This window comes from Tsuneonella troitsensis (assembly GCF_001441535.1).
Classification (GTDB): Bacteria; Pseudomonadota; Alphaproteobacteria; order Sphingomonadales; family Sphingomonadaceae; genus Tsuneonella; species Tsuneonella troitsensis.
Genome location: NZ_LMAU01000004.1, coordinates 338,627 through 359,004, shown reverse-complemented (window position 1 = coordinate 359,004; position 20,378 = coordinate 338,627). Strand labels below are relative to the sequence as shown.

The 20,378-nt window shown below is 66.8% G+C and carries 16 protein-coding genes; 9 read left to right on the top strand and 7 right to left on the bottom strand.

All coding sequences use genetic code 11. The features are described from left to right. Positions 1–9 precede the first annotated feature (9 nt). The 5 genes from AR323_RS11455 to AR323_RS11435 all read right to left on the bottom strand — a co-directional run bounded on the left by AR323_RS11455 (position 10) and on the right by AR323_RS11435 (position 5,641). On the bottom strand, positions 10–1,809 hold the full coding sequence (locus AR323_RS11455) for a glycoside hydrolase family 15 protein (protein WP_057884089.1): 1,800 nt from the start codon (positions 1,807–1,809) through the stop codon (positions 10–12). Next, entirely contained in the window at positions 1,806–2,549 is a 744-nt protein-coding gene (otsB, locus tag AR323_RS11450; protein ID WP_057884088.1) for a trehalose-phosphatase, read from the bottom strand. The genes AR323_RS11455 and otsB overlap by 4 nt, the downstream gene beginning before the upstream one ends. Before the next feature lie 63 nt (positions 2,550–2,612). Next, on the bottom strand, positions 2,613–3,773 hold the full coding sequence (locus tag AR323_RS11445) for a thiolase family protein (protein WP_235510581.1): 1,161 nt from the start codon (positions 3,771–3,773) through the stop codon (positions 2,613–2,615). A 7-nt stretch (positions 3,774–3,780) separates the two neighbouring features. Beyond that, positions 3,781–5,010: an acetyl-CoA acetyltransferase gene (locus tag AR323_RS11440; protein WP_057884086.1), complete on the bottom strand. Its 1,230-nt coding sequence runs from the start codon at positions 5,008–5,010 to the stop codon at positions 3,781–3,783. A 1-nt stretch (position 5,011) separates the two neighbouring features. Then, a complete protein-coding gene (locus AR323_RS11435) occupies positions 5,012–5,641 on the bottom strand; it encodes a class I adenylate-forming enzyme family protein (protein WP_083495388.1) in 630 nt (209 codons plus the stop codon). Between AR323_RS11435 and AR323_RS11430 the strand changes: the two genes are divergently transcribed. From AR323_RS11430 to AR323_RS11420, 3 genes are read left to right on the top strand one after another with little or no spacing between them, the layout of a single operon-like run. Further along, a complete protein-coding gene (locus AR323_RS11430) occupies positions 5,599–7,680 on the top strand; it encodes a TonB-dependent receptor (protein ID WP_235510575.1) in 2,082 nt (693 codons plus the stop codon). The two genes, AR323_RS11435 and AR323_RS11430, sit on opposite strands and share 43 nt — an antisense overlap. Positions 7,681–7,684: 4 nt before the next feature. Next, entirely contained in the window at positions 7,685–8,995 is a 1,311-nt protein-coding gene (locus tag AR323_RS11425) for a serine hydrolase domain-containing protein (protein ID WP_057884084.1), read from the top strand. Further along, positions 8,992–9,900 carry a winged helix-turn-helix transcriptional regulator gene (locus AR323_RS11420; protein WP_057884083.1) on the top strand — a complete coding sequence of 303 codons (909 nt, stop codon included), beginning with the start codon at positions 8,992–8,994 and terminating at the stop codon, positions 9,898–9,900. Before AR323_RS11425 ends, AR323_RS11420 begins: the two co-directional genes overlap by 4 nt. Here AR323_RS11420 and AR323_RS11415 read toward each other — a convergent pair. Together AR323_RS11415 and AR323_RS11410 are read right to left on the bottom strand one after the other, a co-directional pair. Further along, positions 9,897–11,930, bottom strand: coding sequence for a TonB-dependent receptor plug domain-containing protein (locus AR323_RS11415; RefSeq protein WP_057884082.1), 2,034 nt, complete (start codon positions 11,928–11,930; stop codon positions 9,897–9,899). The genes AR323_RS11420 and AR323_RS11415 overlap by 4 nt on opposite strands. After that, positions 11,927–13,213 carry an acyl-CoA dehydrogenase family protein gene (locus AR323_RS11410; RefSeq protein ID WP_057884081.1) on the bottom strand — a complete coding sequence of 429 codons (1,287 nt, stop codon included), beginning with the start codon at positions 13,211–13,213 and terminating at the stop codon, positions 11,927–11,929. Before AR323_RS11410 ends, AR323_RS11415 begins: the two co-directional genes overlap by 4 nt. 58 nt (positions 13,214–13,271) lie before the next feature. Here AR323_RS11410 and AR323_RS11405 point away from each other — a divergent pair, with 58 nt between their 5' ends. From AR323_RS11405 to metH, 6 genes are all read left to right on the top strand, one after another. Further along, positions 13,272–14,342 (top strand): phosphotransferase family protein, encoded by a 1,071-nt coding sequence (locus tag AR323_RS11405; RefSeq protein ID WP_057884080.1) that lies wholly within the window; start codon positions 13,272–13,274, stop codon positions 14,340–14,342. Beyond that, the gene (locus tag AR323_RS11400; protein ID WP_057884079.1) at positions 14,332–14,682 is read left to right on the top strand and encodes a DUF6285 domain-containing protein; all 351 of its coding nucleotides are present in this window, start codon (positions 14,332–14,334) and stop codon (positions 14,680–14,682) included. The genes AR323_RS11405 and AR323_RS11400 overlap by 11 nt, the downstream gene beginning before the upstream one ends. Positions 14,683–14,761: 79 nt before the next feature. Beyond that, positions 14,762–15,775, top strand: a complete 1,014-nt coding sequence (locus tag AR323_RS11395; protein ID WP_057884078.1) for an ArsR/SmtB family transcription factor — start codon at positions 14,762–14,764, stop codon at positions 15,773–15,775. Further along, complete coding sequence (metF, locus tag AR323_RS11390; protein WP_057884077.1) at positions 15,772–16,677, top strand: methylenetetrahydrofolate reductase [NAD(P)H]; 906 nt, start codon at positions 15,772–15,774, stop codon at positions 16,675–16,677. Before AR323_RS11395 ends, metF begins: the two co-directional genes overlap by 4 nt. After that, positions 16,674–17,720: a homocysteine S-methyltransferase family protein gene (locus AR323_RS11385; RefSeq protein WP_057884076.1), complete on the top strand. Its 1,047-nt coding sequence runs from the start codon at positions 16,674–16,676 to the stop codon at positions 17,718–17,720. Before metF ends, AR323_RS11385 begins: the two co-directional genes overlap by 4 nt. A gap of 20 nt (positions 17,721–17,740) precedes the next feature. Further along, positions 17,741–20,374: a methionine synthase gene (gene metH, locus AR323_RS11380; RefSeq protein ID WP_057884075.1), complete on the top strand. Its 2,634-nt coding sequence runs from the start codon at positions 17,741–17,743 to the stop codon at positions 20,372–20,374. Positions 20,375–20,378: the final 4 nt, after the last annotated feature.

Here is a 20,378-nt window from a genome sequence, read left to right as displayed (position 1 = left end):
GGTAAAACCCTATCGGAGGGTGTTCCAGCTTCTGGACAACAGCACGGCGCAGTTGATCACTCCAACCAGCGAATAGGTCTGAGGAAAGTTCCCCCATAGCTCGCCAGTCTCGAAATCCATGTCTTCCGACAGGAGGCCCGACGATGTCGAATGGTCGAGCATGCGTTCGAAAAGGGCGCGCGCCTCGTCGTCTCGCCGCGCCAGATGCAACGCCTCGATGAGCCAGAACGTGCAGACATTGAACGCGGTCTCGGGCGTACCGAAGTCGTCCTCGGCGGCATATCGCAGCATGTGTTCGCCGCGGCGCAGTTCGCTCTCCACCGCCCACAGGGTCGATTGGAACTTCGGGTCTTCGGCGGCGATATAGCGGACCTCGGCCAGTTGCAGGAGGCTGGCGTCGAGATAGTCGCTCTCGAAGCTGGCCTTGTAGTGCCCGCCGTCCGGCCCATCGACCCAGGCGCGTGCCTCGATCGTGGTGCGGATCGCATCGGCACGCTCGGCCCACAGCGCGAACCGGTCGGCCAGGTCGAGTTCGCGGGCGACGTTCGCGAGCCGCTGGCAGGCCGCCCAGCTCATCACGGCCGAATAGGTGTGCACTTCGGTGCGGGTGCGGAATTCCCACAGGCCGGCGTCGGGCTGGTCGTGCATCTTCCACGCCATCTCGCCCACTTCTTCGAGGCTGGCGAAATCACCCGCGTCGCTCATCCGCAGCAGGCGGCGGTCGAAAAAGGCGTGCGCGCTGGGCAGGACGATCTGGCCGTAGCAATCGTACTGCCGCTGGAGATAGGCGGCATTGCCGACCCTGACAGGGCCAGTGCCCCGATATCCGGCGAGATCGGGGGCAATGCGCTCGTCCAGGCGCCCTTCGCCCATGACCGAATAGAGCGGCTGGATGTCCCCGTCGCTTGCGTTGGCGACCACGTTTCGCAGGAATCCCAGGTATTTCTCGAGCACGTCGAGCGCGCCCAACCTGTTGAGCGCCTGGATCGTGTAATAGCTGTCGCGGATCCAGCAGTAGCGGTAATCCCAGTTCCGCTCGCTGCCCGGCGCCTCGGGAACCGATGTCGTCAGCGCGGCAACGATCGCACCGGTTTCCTCGTGCTGGCACAGTTTGAGCGCGATCGCGCAGCGGATGACCTCGTCCTGCCATTCCAGGGGTATCGCGAGGCCGCGGACCCACATCTGCCAGTACTTCCTCGTCAGTTCTTCCATGTGGCGGATTTCGGCCCGCAGGTTGCCGCTGAACGGCTCGTCCGGACCGAGGAAGAAATGCTGGTCGCTTTCGACCCGGTAGGCCCGGCCCTCCAGCACGTGTCCCACCGGCGCATCCGTCGACAGGCGCAGCCCTTCGCCGACGCCAAGGAAACGCACATGGTTGGTCCCGCGAACGGTTTCGGGTTCGCTTGCGCCATATCCGCGCATCGGACGCATGGTCACCTTCAGCCGGGGAGCGCCAGCGACAGGGCGCACGGTGCGGGCGTAGGCCACGGGGCGGTACATCCGCCCCGAGCGCTCGAAGCGGGGGCAGAAGTCGGTTATCTCGACCGCGCTGCCGTCGGCTGCCTCGAGCCGGGTGACCAAGATCGGCGTATTGCGGACGTACGACTGGCTTGCGCCGACCTGGCCTTCGAGCTCGAAACGCCAGACGCCGCGGTCCTGCACGTCGCCGCCCAACAGGCTGCAGAACACCGGGTCACCGTCGACCTGGGGCACACAGCCCCAGACCAACCCGGCATTGTCGTCTATCAGGCCGGAAACCTGGCAGTTGCCGATGGGCCAGAGGTCGAGTGTCGATTGGGAAACAGTCACAAGCCCAGCCAATGGTGGACCGCAGCTGGATCGGCAAGGCCATAGGCGGCAAGCCGGCTGTCTCGCGGGCCGACCGTGACGGCATGGCCCCCATGGCGCATGGCTTCGGCAAAGCCGTCTTCGTCGGTCACGTCGTCGCCGACGAACACCGGCATCGCTCCTGCAAATGGTGGTGCCGACATGAAGGCACGTACCGCTGCGCCCTTGTCTGCCCCCGGACGCACCAGTTCCGCCACGAATTTGCCCCGCTTGACGGCAAGACCGTGGCGCGCGGCGAGGTCGTCCAAAAACAGCGCGCAGTGCTCCTCGATCGGGGGATTGGCGCGCGAATGCAGCGCGGCGCCGTGCGCCTTGGGTTCGAAATCGGCGCCGGTTTTCGCCGCGAACGCCTGAACCTCGCGAACGACCGCGTCATCGAGCGGAACCGCCGGCTCACCGAATCCCGTACCGTCCGCACCTCTCAGCGCAGCTCCATGCGAACCTGCGCTGGCCAGATGCAAGGGGCCGAGATGCAACTCCAGATCGTCGAGCGATCGCCCGCTAACCAATGCGAGCCGCCCGCCGATACGGTTCGATACTGCGGCGAGCCGGCTGGCCAGGCCCGGCGATACCGTGATCGCGTCCGGCGTGTCGGCGATTTCGATCAGTGTCCCGTCGAAATCCAGGAACAGGGCAACCGGGCCGGCATCGACGATCGCGTCGAGCGACGGGGGCGGCGGAAGATCGACAGCGCGAGCCATTGGTGCCGCGATGTAGGGTCCGGGCGATCCGGGTCAACCGCAAGCAGCGGTTGTGATCGCAGACTAGCGAGCGATCCGCTCAACCACCATCGCTGCGCCGATGCCCATCGCCCCCGTGGCGACGACGAGGCCATATCGCCCCTCGCAGGCGTCGAGGGCGTCGAGCAGCGTAGAAGTGAGGATGGCGCCGGTCGCTCCCATCGGGTGGCCTTTGGCCAGGTGGCCGCCGCTCACGTTGACGCGGACAGGGTCGGGCGTGCGATCGCGCATGAACTTTGCGATCGTGACCGCGAACGCTTCCATGAACTCGATCCGGTCCATCGCATCGAGCGACAGGTCGGCGCGGGCGAGAGCCTTGTCCATCGCGAGCAACCCGGCGGTGAGGGATGCCGCCGGGTCTCCGCCGCTTTCCGCATAGGCCACGACCCTGGCACGCGGCGCGGCTCCGAATCCTTCCGTCGCTATGACTGCCAGACCGGCGCCATCGCAGACGGGCGGGGCGTGGGCGAGGGTATGGAGCGGCTCGAACGTCGTGCCCTCAAGCGCGGAGATATGCGCTTGCTGGAGCGCGCCGAACGCAGCCGGCATGGCTGCGAGTCCTTCGCGCGTGGTGCCCGGTCGTATGCATTCCTCGCCTGCGAGCGAACCTGCGGCGATCCGGGATGCCTGCAATGCCGGATCGAGATCGCTTGCTGCAGCGCGATGCTGCGACACGAGCGCACAGGCATCGAGCTCGTCGCGGCCGATCGCCTCGGCATAGGCGAGCCGGTCGGCGGCGAGAACGGGCGGCACGAAGCGCTGGCGTGGCGGCAGGTCTTCTGCCGAATAATAGGCCGCCCGATCGCTGAGGAACGGGGCGCGGCTCATCATCTCGACCCCGCCGGCCAGTACGGCGGCCTCCTGGCCGGAGACGACCTTGGCAACCGCGTGGCCGATCGCGCTGAGTCCCGAGGCGCAGTAGTTGTTGAGCGAGTGCGCGACGCAGCTATCGGGCAGGCCTGCCGCGAACTTCGAAGCGAGCGCGATATGGCCGCCCTGGTCCTCCGCCTGCGTGACGCAGCCGAGGTAGAGCGCCCCGATCCGGTCCAGCCTGTCGTCGCGCCTGTCGCGCAAGGCGTCCGTGAGATTGGCGACCAGGGCGGCCGGGGTCAGCGCGGCCAGCCCGCCATCGGGGCGCGCCTTGCCCCTGGGGGTGCGGATGGCATCGTAGATGAAGGCGTCCACCACGTGGTCAGACGCCGACTACGAAGCTCACCGAAGTCGTCGCGCTGCCGCCGACATTGAAGGTGGCGAAGTTCCGCGCACCTTCGACCTGGTAATCCCCGGCATTGCCGGTCACCTGCCGCCAGGCGTCGAGGGTCATGCGCACACCGGTCGCGCCGACCGGATGGCCCAGGCCGATCAGGCCGCCGGACGGGTTGACCGGAAGCCTGCCGCCGAGCGCGATCGTGCCGTCCTCGACCGCGCGCCAGCTTTCGCCCGGCGGCGTGATTCCGAAGTGATCGATCGCCATGTATTCGGTGATCGAGAAGCAATCGTGCACCTCGACCCCGTCGCAGGCGTAGATGCCGTCCATCCCGGCGCGGGTGAGTGCGTCCATCATCGCCTTGCGGACGGTGGGGAAGACGTAAGGCTGGCCGCGGCTGGCGGCGACCTTCGTCGAATAGAGCAGCGGCGCGGTTGCGTGGCCCCAGCCCTTGAGCCGCGGGATGCTGTCGATCGAGATGCCCAGCCGCTTTGCGTGGCGTTCGGCCACCTCGCGCGACGCGAGGAAGATCGCCGCCGCGCCGTCGGTCACCTGCCCGCAATCGGCCTTGCGCAGGGTGCCTTCGATCGGCGGATTCAAGTCGTCATTGTCGCCGAAGTGATCGGGCGTGATGGCCCAGTTGCGGGTCTGGGAGTTGGGATTGCGTTTGGCGTTGGCAAAAGCAATTTCCGAAATGCCGCGCAGGTGGGCGCGGTCGAGGCCGAAGCGTTCCTCGTACTCCGCGGCGAGGTTCGAAAACATATGCGGCCACAGGTACCGGGCGCCTTGCGCCTCGCGTCCCGCCCAGGCGGCCGAACCCAGGTATTCGGCGGCGCGCTGTCCGGGCACGTTACGCATGAGCTCGATGCCGAGAACCAGCGCGAGGCCGTAGCGCTCGGCCTCGATCTCGGCGCTCGCGGCCAGGATCGCAACGCTGCCTGAGGCGCAGGCGGCTTCGTGGCGAGAGGTCGGGATGCCGGCAAGGTCGGGGTGGACGTGCCCGAAGAAGCCGCCAAGCTGACCCTGGCCCGCGAACAGTTCGCCCACGAAATTGCCGACGTGCGCGGTTTCGACGTCCGCCGGCGCGATGCCGGTCGCTTCGAAAGCGGCCTCTGCTACATCGCGGAACAGTTCGAACATGCCGCCGCCCTCGCGGTCGATATTGCGGGCGAAATCGGTCTGGGCGCCGCCCAGGATGAACACCTCTCGGGCCACGTCAGGCTCCTTCCTCGATCATCGCGAGCGCCATGTCGCGCACTTCGCTGCGCATGACCTTGTTGGTTACGTTGCGCGGCAGGCTGTCGAACACGAACAGGCGTTCGGGCAGCTTGAACACTGCAAGGTCCTGTTCGCGCAGGTATGCGGTGACGGCATCCAGGGTCGCCTCCGAGCCGGGCCGCGGCACCGCTGCGACACCGATGCGCTCTCCCATGACGGGGTCGGGCAGGGCGAACACGCAGGCTTCGGCAAGGTTCGGATGGCCGCCGAGAAGCTGGTCGATCTCTTCGGGCGAAATGTTGACCCCGCCGCGGATGATCAGGTCCTTGCAACGCCCGACAAAGCGATAGAAGCGTCCGCCCTGTTCGATCTGGAACAGGTCTCCGGTCTTGAAGAAGCCGTCGTCGGTAAATGCCTCTTCGGTCCGGTCGGGCGCGCGCCAGTATCCCTCGAATACCGCCGGGCCCCGTATTTGCAGTTCGCCCGGCACGCCTTCCTCGGTAATCGTGTCGCCGCCGCCCGGCGGAACGAGGCGCGATTCCATGATCAGTGCGGGTGCGCCGCCGTGGTATGGCGGCAGGTGTAATGCGCCCGGAAAGAAGCTCGCCCGCTCGACCGGATCGGGCACGTCGTCGGGCCCGGTGGATCGCGATCCGCGGCATCGCGTCGGGCGACAACAAGGGTTTCGAGCAGTCGGTCGCGATGTTCGTCGACGGCATCTATTATGGCCGCGACCAGCTCAGCCGCATGCCGCTGGTCGATCTGGAGCGCGTCGAAGTCCTGCGCGGGCCGCAGCCGACGCTGTTCGGCAAGAATGCGATCGCCGGCGCGGTGAACGTCGTCAGCCGGCGACCGGGCAACGAGCTCGAGGGTTCGGTCAACGCGATGTACGAATTCAACCACGACGAGGCGAAGGTCACTGCCGTCCTGTCCTCGCCCCTGACCGAGAGCGGCCTCGGCGCGCGGGTGGTGGGTTACTACCGGACGATGGAGGGGTATTTCTTCAACACGCGGCAGAATCGACGCGAGCCCAACGTGCGCGAAATCTTCACGCGTGGCATCCTCGCGTTCGAGGGCGATTCCGCGCTCTCGGCCGATCTCAAGCTCGAATACGCGGACTTCAAGACGAAGGGCCAGCCGCGCGAGATCTTCGGCGCATTCGGCAGTTACAACACGATTTTCGCCGGACCGCTGTTCGTCGACACCAAGGAAGATTACGTCCGGGCCGACGGCGGTTACGAAAGCCGGAACAAGATTTTCAACGCGGTGATGACCGCCAATCTCGAGCTTGGCGCCCATACGCTCACCTCGGTCAGCGGCTATCTCGACTACGATGTCACCGAGCAGGTCGACGTCGACTTCGTGGCACCCGTCTTCCTCGACGGCACGGTCCAGACCGAGGATTATCGCCAGCTCTCGCAGGAATTGCGCATTGCATCGCCCGGCGACCAGGCGTTCAACTACATCGCCGGCGTCTATTACCAGAACACCAAGCTCGGCGTGACCGACGTGGTGCGCTTCAACCCGACGTTCTTGGGCTTCGGCCCTCCGTTCAACGCGCTCGGCGATACCACCAACGACCGCGATTACAGTCAGAGTTCGGACCTGATATCGGTCTTCGCGCAGGGCGAGCTGTCGCTGACCGAGGCGATCAGGCTGACGCTGGGCGCACGCTTCAATCATGAAACGAAAGAGGGCAGCCGGGTTCTGACGGTCAATCGCGGCTCGCTTAACACGTTTCCGCTTCCCGTGGTCGTGGGCACGTTCCGCGCGCTCAACATCGAGGCGCATTCGATCTCGGGCAAGTTGAGCGAGGATTCGTTCAACCCGATGGCCAACATCCAGTTCGACGTGACCGACGACCTGATGGTCTATGCCTCGTTCGCGCGGGGCACCAAGGCGGGCGGTTTCGACGTGCGTTCGAACTCGCTGCCCAATTCCACCACCGTCGCGCGGCCCGGTGCCTTCCAGTTCGATTCCGAACGGGCGGACAACATCGAGGCCGGCCTGAAGTACAAAGGCCGCGATCTGGCGCTGAACGTCTCGCTCTACCGGACCAAGTACAAGGACCTGCAGACCAACGTGTTCGACGGCACGCTGAACTTCAACGTTCGCAACGCGGCCGGTGCGACGACGCAGGGGGTCGAGGGCGACTTCCGCTGGGCGGTCGACCGCCACTTCACCCTGAGCGGGGCGCTCGCCTATCTCGACTTCAAGTTCACGAACTTCACCGACGGGCAGTGCTATTTCCAGCAGGTGCCCGATGTTCCAGGCGGCTTCTGCAACTATTCGGGTAAGCGTAACACGCTGAGTCCGGAGTGGTCGGGCAACCTAAATGCCGACTTCAGCCACGAGATCGGCCGGTCGCTGAAGTTCGGCGCCAACCTGAACTTCGACTACTCGTCGAGCTATATCGCCGCCGCCAACCTCGATCCGCGCACCACGCAAGACGCTTACCTGAAGGTCGGCGCGCGTGTATCGATCGGCGACATCGACGACCGCTGGGCGCTCTCGTTCATCGGTCGCAATCTCACCAGCGAACGGATCATGCAGACCGCCGGCGCGGTCCCGCTGGCGACCACCATCACCCGCAACACCGGGATCGCCTACAATGCCGTATACGACCGTCCTGCAAGCGTCGCGCTCGCCTTCGATTTCCGGTTCTAGGCGGATGAGGGCAATCTATCCGGCACTGCTTTCGGCTGTCATGGCCCTGTGCGCCTGCCCGGTGCTGGCGCAGCAGGCGCCGGCCAGCCCCGCCGAAAGCGACCCCGCGGCGATGGGCTGGATGGAAGGCAGCCCGCCGCCACCGGACAAGCGCGTACTGTTCCGCGACGGGGGCAGCAGCCAGTTCCCCAAGACCCGGTGGTCGTTCGCGCATATCCGCGAGCTGGCGCCGACCGCGCGGGTATCGCGGGGAACCGGGCCGGTGGCGAACCTGCCGGTCGCATTGCGCGACGACCTCGATGCGGTGACATTCACCCCGCTGGGCGGGACCGGCACGATGACCTGGGCCAAGGCGTTCGAGGATGTCTACGGCGATGCAGTGCTCGTGCTGCACAAGGGGCGCATCGTCTACGAACGGTACGCGGGCGTGATGGACCCCGATCAGCCGCACATCGCCTTTTCCGTGACCAAATCCTATGTCGGCACGCTCATGGAAATGCTCATCGCCGAAGGGCTGGTCGACGAACAGGCGCCCGTCAGCCGTTACGTGCCGGAACTGGCCGCCAGCGGTTTCGGCGATGCGACGGTGCGCCAAGTGCTCGACATGACCACGGCGCTCGATTTTTCCGAAGTCTACACCGATCCGCAGTCGGGCATCGCGCGGTTCGCGGTCGCGGCCGGAGTATCTCCTGCGCCTCCGGGATACGACGGCCCGCGCGCATCGTACGATTACCTGCCGACCATCGCGAAGTCCGGTCGGCACGGAGAGGGTTTCACCTATCGCTCGGTCAACACCGAAGTCCTCAGCTGGATCATCGCCAGGGTCACCGGCAAACGCGCGCACGCCGTGCTGAGCGAGCGCATCTGGTCGAAACTCGGCGCCGATCACGATGCCGATATCGTCGTCGACACGGCCGGCGCGCCCTTCACCGCAGGGGGCCTCAACCTGACGCTGCGCGACATGGCCCGCTTCGGCGAGATGATGCGGCAGGGCGGACGGTTCAACGGACAGCAGATCGTCCCCGTCGCCGTCGTCGAGAAGATCGCGGGCGGCGCAAGCAAGGCGGATTTCGCCAAGGCCGGATACGGCACGCTGCCTGGCTGGAGCTACAAGAGCCAGTGGTGGGTCTCCCACAACGCGCACGGGGCCTACACGGCACGCGGCATCCACGGCCAGGCGATCTACATCGATCCCAGGGCCGAGATGGTCATCGTGCGGTTCGCGTCCAATCCATCGGCGTCCAACGCGCGGTTCGATGCGATCTCGTTGCCCGCCTATCAGGCGATGGCCGAGAGGCTGATGCAGCAGCCGTGATCCACCAGACCATCCGGGCCTGCTCGATCTGGCGCGCGCTCGACGTGGTGGGCGACGTGCCCGTGTTGCTGATCCTCGAGCAGGCGTTCCTCGGCCAGCACCGTTTCGACGAGTTCGTCGAGGGGACCGGACTGGCACGATCGGTGGTCAGCAACCGGCTGACCAAGCTGGTCGAAGCGGGCGTGCTGGCCAAGGCCGCCCAGCGCCAGAAGGGCTATGCATTGACCGGAATGGGTCGGACCCTGTTCCCGGTCGCGCTGATGATCCTGCGCTGGCAGCACCGGTGGGAACCGGCGGGCCGCGGTTTCAGCGTCCGGCTGGTGCATCGCGATTGCGGCCATGCGATGGAGCCCGTTCCGAACTGCAGCGCCTGCCATCGCGAGATCGACCCGCGCGAGGTGGACTGGGCCCCGGGCCCGGGCCTGGCGCAGGTTACCCCTGCCTACACCCGCCGCCGGCAACAGACTGCCGCCGCCAGCGCCAAGCGGGGCAATCGCACGATGGTCGATTCGGTGATTGAACTGTTCGGCGACCGGTGGGCGACGCTGGTCGTGCGCGCGTGCTTCACCGGCATCCATCGCTTCGACGACATCCAGCGCGATACGCTGATGGCGACGAACATCCTCGCGGGACGGATCGAACGCCTGCTGGCGCAGGACATCATCAGGGCCGTCCCCTATTCCGCACACCAGGATCGCTTCGAATATCGCCTGACACGCAAGGGCCGCGACCTTTATCCCGTGCTGCTCGCTCTTTTGCAGTGGGGCGACGCCTGGTTCGCCGATGACAAGGGGCCGCCGCTGCTGCTGACGCACCGGACCTGCGGCCATTCGCTCGACCTCGCGCCGAGCTGCAGCGCGTGCGGCGGCGCTCTGTCGATCGCGAATACCGCTTTCGAGGTCTAGCGGCCGAGCTTCAGGCCGATCCAGAGTGTCCGGGGCGCGCCGAGGTCGATCGAGCCGCTCTGGTTGCGGGTCACCACATTCTCGTCGGTCAGGTTTTCGCCGCGCATGACCACCGCGAGCCGGCTTCCCAGCGGCAACTGGGCATAGGCATCCAGCGTGGTCGCTGCCGGCAGCACATCGCTTTCCAGATCGTCCTCGAACTGTGCGCCGACGTGCCGCAGCGTCGCGGAGAGCAGCCACCGCTCGCCCGGTCTCCAGCCAAGGGTCGCCGACGCCGCGATGCGGGGCGTCTGCGCGGGTCGCAGACCGTCGAGTGCCGCCGCCATCCCGGTTCCGCGCGCCTCTGCGTCGGTCCAGGCGAGCGAACCGTCGAGCCGCACCGGGCCTATGCCGACCCCGGCCGACGCCTCGATCCCGCGCGCCCGGATCGCATCGATGTTCTGCCGCTGGCGCAGGTTCGGGCCCACCGTCACGTTGGCGATCGCATCGCTCACGCGGTCGTCGAATGCGGTGAGGGACACCTCGATGGCGGGCGAGGGCGCGTAGTCGATCCCGGCTTCAAACCCTTCGAGCCGTTCGTTGCGCAGGGCGGCGTTGGCCTGCGTCGTCACCGGGAAGACCACGAACGGACGATAGAGTTCGTTGAGGGTCGGCAGGCGCAGGCCGGTGTAGCCCGCCGCGCGAAGCCGCAGGCCGCCGCCCGCATCGAAGGCTGCGCCGCCTCTCACCGAGGTTTCCCATCCCGCGCGATCCGGATAGCGCTCGTCGGTGATCGCCGCCCCCGCGGCGGTGCCTGCCCGGTAGAACCCGTCGCGGATCGTGAACCGGTCTGCCCGAACCCCTCCGGTCAACACCAGCTGCCCGATCGTCCGATCGAGTTCGGCGAACAGGCCGAGGTCGTCGTTCGTCCCCCCGGCCGTGCGGCGCTCGGTCACCGCGCCGGTGGCGGTCGAGATCGCGTCCTCGTAGAGCGTCCCCAATGCGCGGCGGTAGTCCATCCCAAGCCTGAGCACGCTGTCATCGCCGACCGGCGGGCGCACTTCGATCTTCCCGCCGATACCGGTCGCCGGGGTGTTTCGCTGGTCGAGCGTGGGCACGAAGCGGGTCGAGCTCACGACGACGTTCGTGAAATTGCGCGACTGGACATGGGCCAGTGCATCGAACTGCCATGCGCCGCGACCGACGAGCCGAACCGACGCGTCCTGCCCCTCGGTCGTGCTGTCCGCCCCGGCGAAGCGCAGGGTGCGCGCATCGTGCCAGGCGCTCATCCGCGCCTGCAGTTCGATCGCACTCCCGATCGGTGCCACGCCGCGCGCCTCGACCGACCACGCGTCGTAAGCCGCGCGCACGCTGGCGGGGACGCGCTGGGCCTCGGGCGTGGTCCAGAAACCCTGGCCCCGGTCCCAGCGACCGGAAACGCTTGCGAAGCCCTCGCCCAGCGGCGCGGCCAGCGTGGCGCTCGCTTCGCTTTCGCCCCGGTCGTTGACGAGCGCGCTGCCGCTGACCGAACCCAAGTCGGCCGCTCCCGCGCTGGCAAGCTCGATCGTGCCGGCGAGGGCGCCCGCGCCGAACGGCCCCGATCCCCCACCCCGCGTTACCCGCGCGCTCGCCAGCCGCTCGGGCGCGATCGCGCTGAAAGGCAGGTGCCCGAAGAACGGATCGGCGAGCGGCACGCCGTCGAGCAGGACCAGCGCCCTGCTCGAAGCGTTGCCGCCCAGCGCCCTCAGGGTGGCCCCTTGTGCGCTTGGGTTGGCCGACCGGCTGTCGGATCGCCGGAACTGCTGGAAGCCCGCGACCGATGCCAGCGCATCCTCGATCCGGCCCGATGCCACCGTCGTCAACCGCTCGCGGTCGATCACCTGCGTGCCGTAAGCCGACGCGGCCGGCGTATCGGGCAGGCCCGTGCCGGTGACCACGATTTCGGCCTCTTCCGCGCCTTCGTCTTCCGGTGCCGGCTCCTGGGCGGCAAGCGGGGCAGCAGATGCTAAAAGGACAGCGAGGGTGGGAAAATATCGCAGGCGTTGGCTCAACCGTATTTCCCTTTTCGCGGGCCGAGATAGCCGAACAGGTAGGCCCCGACCTTGCGCATCTGGATCTCCTCCGCGCCTTCGGTGATCCGGTAGCGGCGGTGGTGGCGATAGATATGTTCGAAGGGCTTGTGGCGCGAGTACCCGATCCCTCCATGCACCTGCATGGCGCGGTCGGCGGCCTCGCACACCAGGCGGTTCGCCCAGTAATTGCACATCGATACCTTGTCGGAGATCATCCGCTCGATGTCCTCGTGGGGCATGTTGTCCATCTCCCACGCGGTCTTGTAGATCAGCAGGCGCAGCATTTCGCACTGGGTGGCCAGTTCCACCAGCGGGAACTGGATGCCCTGGTTCCGTGCCAGCTCTTCACCGAACGGCTTGCGGGCACGGGCATAGCGCACGCTCTCCTCGATGCAGAACGTCGCCGCGCCCAGGCTCGATGCAGCCTGCCGGATGCGGTTCTGGTGAACGAAGCTCTGCGCCAGCGCGAGGCCGCGACCCTCGGCGCCCAGCATTGCGCTGTCCGGTACCCAGACGTCGGTGAGCGACAGGCGGGGGTGGTCGGTGGGCATGTTGAACGTCCACATCCATTCCTCGATTTCGAGGCCGGGGGTGGGATTGGGGACGAGGAAACAGGTGATCCCGCGCGCGTCGCCGTCCGCCCCGCTCGTGCGTGCGAACGTGGCGCAATGAGTGGCGACGTGCATCCCGGTGATCCACATCTTCTGCCCGTCGATGCGCCAGCCGGAGACGCCGTCGCGGGTCTCGCGCACCGCGCGGGTTTCCATCCACGTCGCGTCCGATCCGTGGTCCGGCTCGGTCAGGCCGAAGGCGACCCGGCGCGTGCCTTCGAACCCGCCGAGAATGTATTCCTGTTTCTGCTCCTCGGTGCCGAACGTCTCGAACATCGCGACGAACGGGAAGTTGCCGACGATCGAATGCTCGTTCTGCAGGTCGTTGTGCAGGCCCAGGCCGCGCTGGGCGAAGCGATCGCGGATGACCGCCATCGCGAGGTTCGACCCGTCCTGCCCGCCGTATGTCTTCGGTGCCGAAAAGCGCCAGTGGCCGGCCTTGTCCGCCGCCTTGCGCGCGGCACGCAAAAGGTCTTCCCAGTCGTGCCGCGGCAAGCCCCCGCGATCCCAATCGGTCCGCGCGTGTTCGCGCCGGTGGTCGAAGAAACGCACGTTGTCGTCCGCCGCGACGAGCGGCTCGATCTCGGCTTCGATGAACCGATCGAGGTCGGCGTAGTAGTCCTCGATTTCGCGCGGAACGGTGAAATCCATGCCAGTCTCCTCTTCCCGACGGGTGGACCGGACGCGGAAATTACGCAAGGTGTGCGGCATGGCAGATACCGCTTCCCCGCCGCCGCCCGCCGCCCTCGGCAGCGCAGGCGTCGCGCCGGTCGACGGTCTGGCCTTGCTGCAGGCGGCGCGCGATTCCGGGATGGCCGCTCTCGCGGTCGAGAACCTTGCCAGGCTCGGCGGCGGTGCCAGCAAGGACATGTGGCGGTTCGACCTTGTGCTGGAGCGCGGGGAGCGGCGCGCGCTGGTGCTCAGGCGCCAACCGCCGGGCCGCCCGCGTTCGACGCAGGGTCTGCCGAGCGTTGCCGCCGAGGCGGCGCTGGTGCGGCTGGCCGACGCCGCCGGGGTTCCGGTGCCGCAGGTGGCGTTCGAACTGCCCGAAAGCTCGCCGGCGGGCGACGGCTACGCGATGGAGCAGGTTGCGGGTGAGACCGTGGGCAGCCGCGTTTTGCGCCTGCCCGAACTGGCCGCTGCCCGCGCCGGGCTCGCCCGGACCTGCGGCGAGGTGCTTGCCCGGCTGCATGGGGTGAAGGGACACGAAGCGCTCGGCCTCCGCTCGCAGGGACCGGTCGAGGCGCTCGATGCGCTGGAGGCGCGACACCGGCAGACGGGGCAGGACCGCCCGGTCTTCGAATACGCGCTGCGCTGGCTGCGCTCCGCGATGCCCAACGAAGCGACGCGCGTTCTGCTGCACGGCGACTTTCGCACCGGCAACCTGGTGGTCGGGCCGAAAGGTCTTGTCGCCGTGCTCGATTGGGAACTGGCGCACGTCGGCCCGCCCGAATACGACCTCGCGTGGCTGTGCGTGCCGAGCTGGCGATTCCAGCGGCCCGATCTTCCCGTGGGCGGTTTCGGTGCGCGCGAGGACCTGCTCGCCGGCTACGAGGCGGCTGGCGGCACCCCGGTCGATCCGGGCGCTCTCCACTGGTGGGAGGTGTTCCAGACGATGAACTGGGGCGTGATGTGCGCCGGTGCCGCCAAGGCGTTCATGGACGGCGCGCGCAGCGTCGAAGGCGCGGTGATCGCGCGCCGCGCTTCGGAAACCGAATTCGACCTGATGCGAATGCTCGCCGCGGACCACCCGGCCTGGGAGACCGTACATGCTGGATGATCCGCCGGCCCGGCTGATCGAGGACGAGGTGCGCAAGGCTCGCGGTGCGGGGCAGACGTCGGCTTTCGCCGAGAAGGTCGCGGAAAACGCCCTCGGCATCGCCCGGCGAGAGCGCGAGTTGGGTCCGATCCTGGCCGCAGAGGAACGAGCCCGGTTGGGCGAACTATTGGGCGGGGAGGACGATCTGCCCACCCTCAATTGGGCGCTGGCAACGGCGCTGCGCGAGGGAACGCTCGATCTTCACGATGACGCGGTCACGGACCACCTGATCCGCACCGCTATCGCCAAGCTGCAAGTCGACCAGCCGACCTACCCGGGCTTTCGTGCTCTGTGCGATTGACATGAGGCTGGGAAATCCAGGGCATTTCGAATAGCGAATACGGTTGACATTCGGATATAAAGATACCTTTATATGTCGAATGACAATCGAAGCGATCATGCGCGCGCTAAGCGATTCCACGCGGCTCCGCATCATGCGGTTGATCGGAACGATGGAGCTTGCCGTGGGCGAGCTTGCGCACGTCCTCGGGCAAAGCCAGCCGCGCGTTTCGCGGCACGTCGCGATCCTGGCGGATTCGGGTCTTGCCGAACGGCGACGCGAAGGAAGCTGGGTGTTCCTGCGTCAGTCCGTCGCTGCGGGGGAACAGGTTTCGCGCGCAGTCGCGCGTTTGCTCGCCGCCGCGGAAGAAGAGGACGAAAGCTTCGCGCGCACCTGCGCCGACGATCGCCGGCACCTCGCCGCTATCCGTGAGGCACGCGAGGCGAGCGCGGCCGAATTCTTCGCCCGCCATGCCGGCGAATGGGACCGGCTGCGCGCACTGCTCGCCCCGGCCGAGGCGGTCGAGGCGGCTTTGCTCGCCACGCTCGGCGGAGATGGCCTGGGCGAATTGCTCGATATCGGCACGGGTACCGGCCGGATCGCCGAACTTCTCGAGCCTGCTTCGTCGCATGTCACCGGGTTGGACAAGAGCCCCGAGATGCTTCGCCTTGCAAGGGCGCGTCTGCAGAACCTGCCGACTGGCCGTGTGGAGCTTATCCAGGGCGATTTTGCCGCGCTTCCGTTCGCTGCGCAAAGCTTCGACACCGTCGTGTTTCACCAGGTGCTGCACTACGCGCACCAGCCCGACTACGCCTTGGCAGAGGCCGCTCGGGTATGCCGCGAGGGTGGACGCATAGCGATCGTCGATCTGGCGGCACACGACCGCGAGGACCTGCGCCGCACCCATGCCCATGCGCGGCTGGGTTTCGACGATGCCCAGATCGAAGCGATGCTGGGCCGGCAGGGCTTCGTCGCCGAGCCGGGCGCAACCGTCGACGGGGGCGAACTGGCGGTAAAGGTCTGGACCGGGCGGCGGATCGCGCCTGCCGTGCCGCAGATCGGACGAAAGTCCGCCGGCACCCGATCCTCCGCTACCAGGGCAGCTACACGATGAACGCCGAAATCGCTCACGCCGAACCGCTCTATGCCTCGCTTCCTGGCGACATCGGCGTCAGCTTCGAATTCTTCCCGCCCAAGACCGAGAAGATGGCCGAGACCTTGTGGGACAGCGTCCAGACGCTCGCCCCCTTGCGTCCCGAGTTCGTGTCGGTGACGTATGGCGCGGGCGGCTCGACCCGCGAACGCACGCACGCGGCGGTCGAACGGATCATCCGCGAAACGGGCATTCCCGCGGCCGCACACCTCACCTGCGTCGATGCGACGCGGGACGAGATTGATGCAATCGCTCGCGAATACTGGGACATCGGCGTGCGGCACATCGTGGCGCTGCGCGGCGACGTTGCCGAACCGGGAGCAGCCTATGCGCCGCACCCGCAGGGCTATGCCAATGCCGCAGAACTCGTGGCGGGCCTCAAGCGGATCGCCCCGTTCGAGATCTCGGTCGGCGCCTACCCTGAAAAGCACCCCGACAGCGCCGACGAAGTCGCCGATCTCGACAACCTCAAGCGCAAGGTCGATGCCGGTGCCAGCCGCGCGATCACCCAGTTCTTCTTCGAACCGGAATGCTTCTTCCGTTTCCGCGACAAGGCTGCAGCCGCAGGGATCGAGGCCGAGATTGTACCCGGGATCATGCCGGTGATGAGCTTCGCATCGGTGCAGCGGATGAGCGGGCTGTGCGGCACGGCGATACCCCCATGGATGGAACGTTTGTTCGACGGCCTCGACGAGCGGCCTGCCGCACGCCAGCTCGTGTCCGCGACCGTCGCGGCCGAACTGTGCCGCCGCCTCTACGCCGGCGACGTACGCAATTTCCATTTCTACACCCTCAACCGGGCCGAACTGAGCTACGCGATCTGCCACCTGCTCGGTCGCCGCCCGTCGGGAGACCCGGCATGACCAAGCGCGAACAGTTCCTCGCCGAGTGCGCCAAGCGCATCCTCATCACCGACGGGGCGTTCGGCACCGAAATCCAGAACTGGAAGCTGTCCGAGGCCGATTATGCGGGAACGCTCGACCTCGGCCACGACCAGAAGGGCAACAACGACATCCTCGCGTTGACCAAGCCGTCGGTGCCGGAATCGATCCACCGCGCCTATTTCGAGGCGGGCGCCGATATCGCCGAGACCAACACGTTCTCGGCGAACCGCATCAGCCAGGCCGATTATGGCGCGGAGCACCTCGTGCGCGATATCAATGTCGAGAGCGCGAAGCTGGCGCGCAAACTGGCCGACGAGTTCGCGGCAAAGGATGGGCGCCCCCGTTTCGTCGCAGGCGCGATCGGGCCGACCAACAAGACGCTGTCGCTGTCGCCCGACGTCGAAGACCCGGGCTATCGCGAGATCGACTGGGACACGCTGGTCGACGTCTATCGCGAGCAGGCCGAGGCGCTGGTCGCGGGCGGGGCAGACTTCATCCTGGTCGAAACGATCTTCGATACGCTCAACGCCAAGGCCGCGATCATGGCGGTGAAGCTGCTCGAGCGCGCCCTGGGACGCGAGGTGCCGATCATGCTGTCGATGACGCTGACCGACCTGTCGGGGCGCAACCTGTCCGGTCACACGGTCGAGGCGTTCTGGCACGCCGTCCGCCACGCAAAGCCGCTGACGATCGGCCTCAACTGCTCGTTCGGCGCAACCCAGTTGCGGCCGCACGTGAAGGCCTTGGCGGCGATCGCCGACGTGCCGATCATGGTCTATCCCAACGCCGGCCTGCCGAACGAACTGGGTGCCTACGACGAGCGGCCCGACCAGACGGCGGCATTCGTGCGCGAGTGGGCGGATCACGGCCAGGTCAACGTACTGGGCGGCTGCTGCGGTTCGACCCCCGCGCATATCCGCGCGATCGCCGACGCGGTGAAGGCGCTGACGCCGCGCGCATTGCCCACACCGCCTGTCGTCACCCGCCTCGCCGGCCTTGAACCCTTTACGCTGGCCGCCTGAGCCACATCCGGGAATTCCAATTGAACGCCGCTGCATCCTCGCGTTTCGTCAATATCGGCGAGCGGACCAACGTCACCGGATCGGCGGCGTTCAAGAAGCTCGTCATGGCCGGAGACTACGCCGCCGCCGTCGAAGTCGCGCGCCAGCAGGTCGAGAACGGCGCGCAGGTGATCGACGTCAACATGGACGAAGGGCTGCTAGACGCGGTCCACGCCATGACCACGTTCCTGAAATTGATCGCGGCGGAACCCGACATCGCCCGCGTTCCGGTGATGATCGACAGTTCCAAGTGGGAGGTTATCGAGGCCGGCCTCAAGTGCGTATCGGGTAAGCCGATCGTCAACTCGATCAGCATGAAGGAAGGCGAAGCGGCGTTCCTGGAACAGGCGCGGCTTTGCATGGATTACGGCGCGGCCGCCGTCGTCATGGCCTTCGACGAAACCGGGCAGGCCGATACCAGGCAGCGCAAGGTCGAAATCTGCAAGCGGGCCTACGACCTTCTGACCGGCATCGGTTTCCCGCCGGAAGACATCATCTTCGATCCCAACGTCTTTGCCGTCGCGACCGGAATCGAGGAGCACGATCGTTATGCGCTCGATTTCATCGAGGCGGTGGCGACCTTGCGCCAATTGTGCCCGCACGCGCATTTTTCCGGCGGGTTGTCGAACCTCAGTTTCAGCTTCCGCGGCAACGAAACCGTCCGCCGCGCGATGCATTCGGTGTTTCTCTACCATGCGATCCCGGCCGGGCTCGACATGGCCATCGTCAACGCCGGCCAGCTCGACATCTACGACCAGATAGATCCCGTGCTGCGCGAGGCGTGTGAGGACGTGATCCTCATGCGCCGTCCCCCCGCGGGCAGCGAGTTCGAATCGGCGACCGAACGGCTCATCGCCCTTGCCGAAAGCTACAAGGGCAAGACCAAGGAAGACGAAAAGGCCGCCGAGGAATGGCGCGGCTGGGACGTCTCGCGGCGGATCGAACATGCTTTGGTAAAGGGCATGGACGCCTTCGTGGTCGAGGATACCGAGGAGGCGCGCCAAGCCTTCGCGCGGCCGATCGAGGTGATCGAGGGGCCGTTGATGGACGGCATGAACGTGGTCGGCGACCTTTTCGGATCGGGCAAGATGTTCCTTCCGCAGGTGGTAAAATCGGCGCGCGTGATGAAAAAGGCGGTGGCGCACCTGATTCCGTTCATCGAGGCGGAGAAGGAGGCCTCGGGCCTCGCCGACACGTCGAAGGGCCGGATCGTGATGGCGACCGTAAAGGGCGACGTCCACGACATCGGCAAGAACATCGTCGGCGTGGTCCTGCAGTGCAACGGATACGAGGTCATCGACCTCGGCGTCATGGTCCCATGGTCGAAAATCATCGAGACGGCGAAGGAGCAGCAGGCCGACATGATCGGTCTGTCGGGTCTGATCACGCCCTCGCTCGACGAGATGGTGACCGTGGCCGAGGAAATGGCCCGCGCCGGGATGACCATGCCGCTGCTGATCGGCGGAGCGACGACGAGCAAGGTCCACACCGCGCTGCGGATCGATCCCAAATACGATGGGCCGGTGGTCCACGTGCTCGATGCCAGCCGAGCGGTCGGCGTGGCGAGCCGGCTGCTGTCGGACACCCAGCGCGACGATTTCGTCGCCGACACCGCCGCCGAATACGCCAAGGTGCGCGAGGCGCGCGAGGGCAAGGCGCAGAGCGTGCTGCTCACGCTCGAGGAGGCGCGGGCGAACTTCTACGATCCCAACTACGCCGACAAGCCGGCGCCTCCGGTGGCGCCCGGTGTTCACGCCTTTCCTGAATGGTCGCTCGCGGACTTGCGCGGCTACATCGACTGGACGCCGTTCTTCCGCGCATGGGAACTGCACGGCAACTATCCCTCGATCCTGAACGACGAGGTGGTGGGCGAGACCGCGCGGAGCCTCAAGGCGGACGCCGACGCGATGCTCGACCAGATGATCGCGGAGAACTGGCTCGTGGCAAAGGGCGTCGCCGGACTGTGGCCCTGCGCCCGCGACGGGGACGACGTGACCGTCCACCTCGTGGAGGAAGAGCGGCACGTCCTGTTCCCCTTCCTCCGCCAGCAGGTGAAGAAGAGCCGCGACCGGGCGAACATGTGCCTGGCGGATTTCATCGATCCGGCAGGCGACTGGATCGGTGGCTTCGCGGTCGGCATCCACGGGATCGAGCCGCACTCGGCGCGCTTCAAGGCCGACCGGGACGACTATTCGGACATCCTGCTCAAGGCCCTGGCGGACCGCCTGGCCGAAGCGTTCGCGGAGCGTTTGCACCTGCACGTCCGAACCGATTTGTGGGGCTATGCTCCGGGCGAACAACTCACCAACGAAGCGCTGGTGAAAGAGGAATACCGCGGCATCCGTCCGGCGCCCGGCTATCCGGCCTGCCCCGACCACAGCCTGAAGCCGATCCTTTTCGACTTGCTGGACGCGCCGCGCAACGCGGGTCTGACCCTGACCGAAAGCTTCGCCATGCTGCCGACCGCGGCGGTGAGCGGGTTCTACTTCGGCCACCCCGAAAGCCAGTATTTCGGTGTGGCGCGGATCGGCAGCGACCAGGTCGAGGATTATGCCGCGCGGCGCGGGGTCTCGATCGAGCAGGCCGAACGCTGGCTGCGGCCGAACCTCGACTAGCGGC

Coding starts and splice junctions, on each gene's coding strand:
- AR323_RS11405 (WP_057884080.1), top strand. CDS start 13,272: ATGGCAGATACCGCTTCCCCGCCGCCGCCCGCCGCCCTCGGCAGCGCA.
- AR323_RS11395 (WP_057884078.1), top strand. CDS start 14,762: ATGACAATCGAAGCGATCATGCGCGCGCTAAGCGATTCCACGCGGCTC.
- metF (WP_057884077.1), top strand. CDS start 15,772: ATGAACGCCGAAATCGCTCACGCCGAACCGCTCTATGCCTCGCTTCCT.
- AR323_RS11430 (WP_235510575.1), top strand. CDS start 5,599: ATGCGCCCGGAAAGAAGCTCGCCCGCTCGACCGGATCGGGCACGTCGT.
- AR323_RS11385 (WP_057884076.1), top strand. CDS start 16,674: ATGACCAAGCGCGAACAGTTCCTCGCCGAGTGCGCCAAGCGCATCCTC.
- otsB (WP_057884088.1), bottom strand. CDS start 2,549: ATGGCTCGCGCTGTCGATCTTCCGCCGCCCCCGTCGCTCGACGCGATC.
- AR323_RS11400 (WP_057884079.1), top strand. CDS start 14,332: ATGCTGGATGATCCGCCGGCCCGGCTGATCGAGGACGAGGTGCGCAAG.
- AR323_RS11410 (WP_057884081.1), bottom strand. CDS start 13,213: ATGGATTTCACCGTTCCGCGCGAAATCGAGGACTACTACGCCGACCTC.
- AR323_RS11425 (WP_057884084.1), top strand. CDS start 7,685: ATGAGGGCAATCTATCCGGCACTGCTTTCGGCTGTCATGGCCCTGTGC.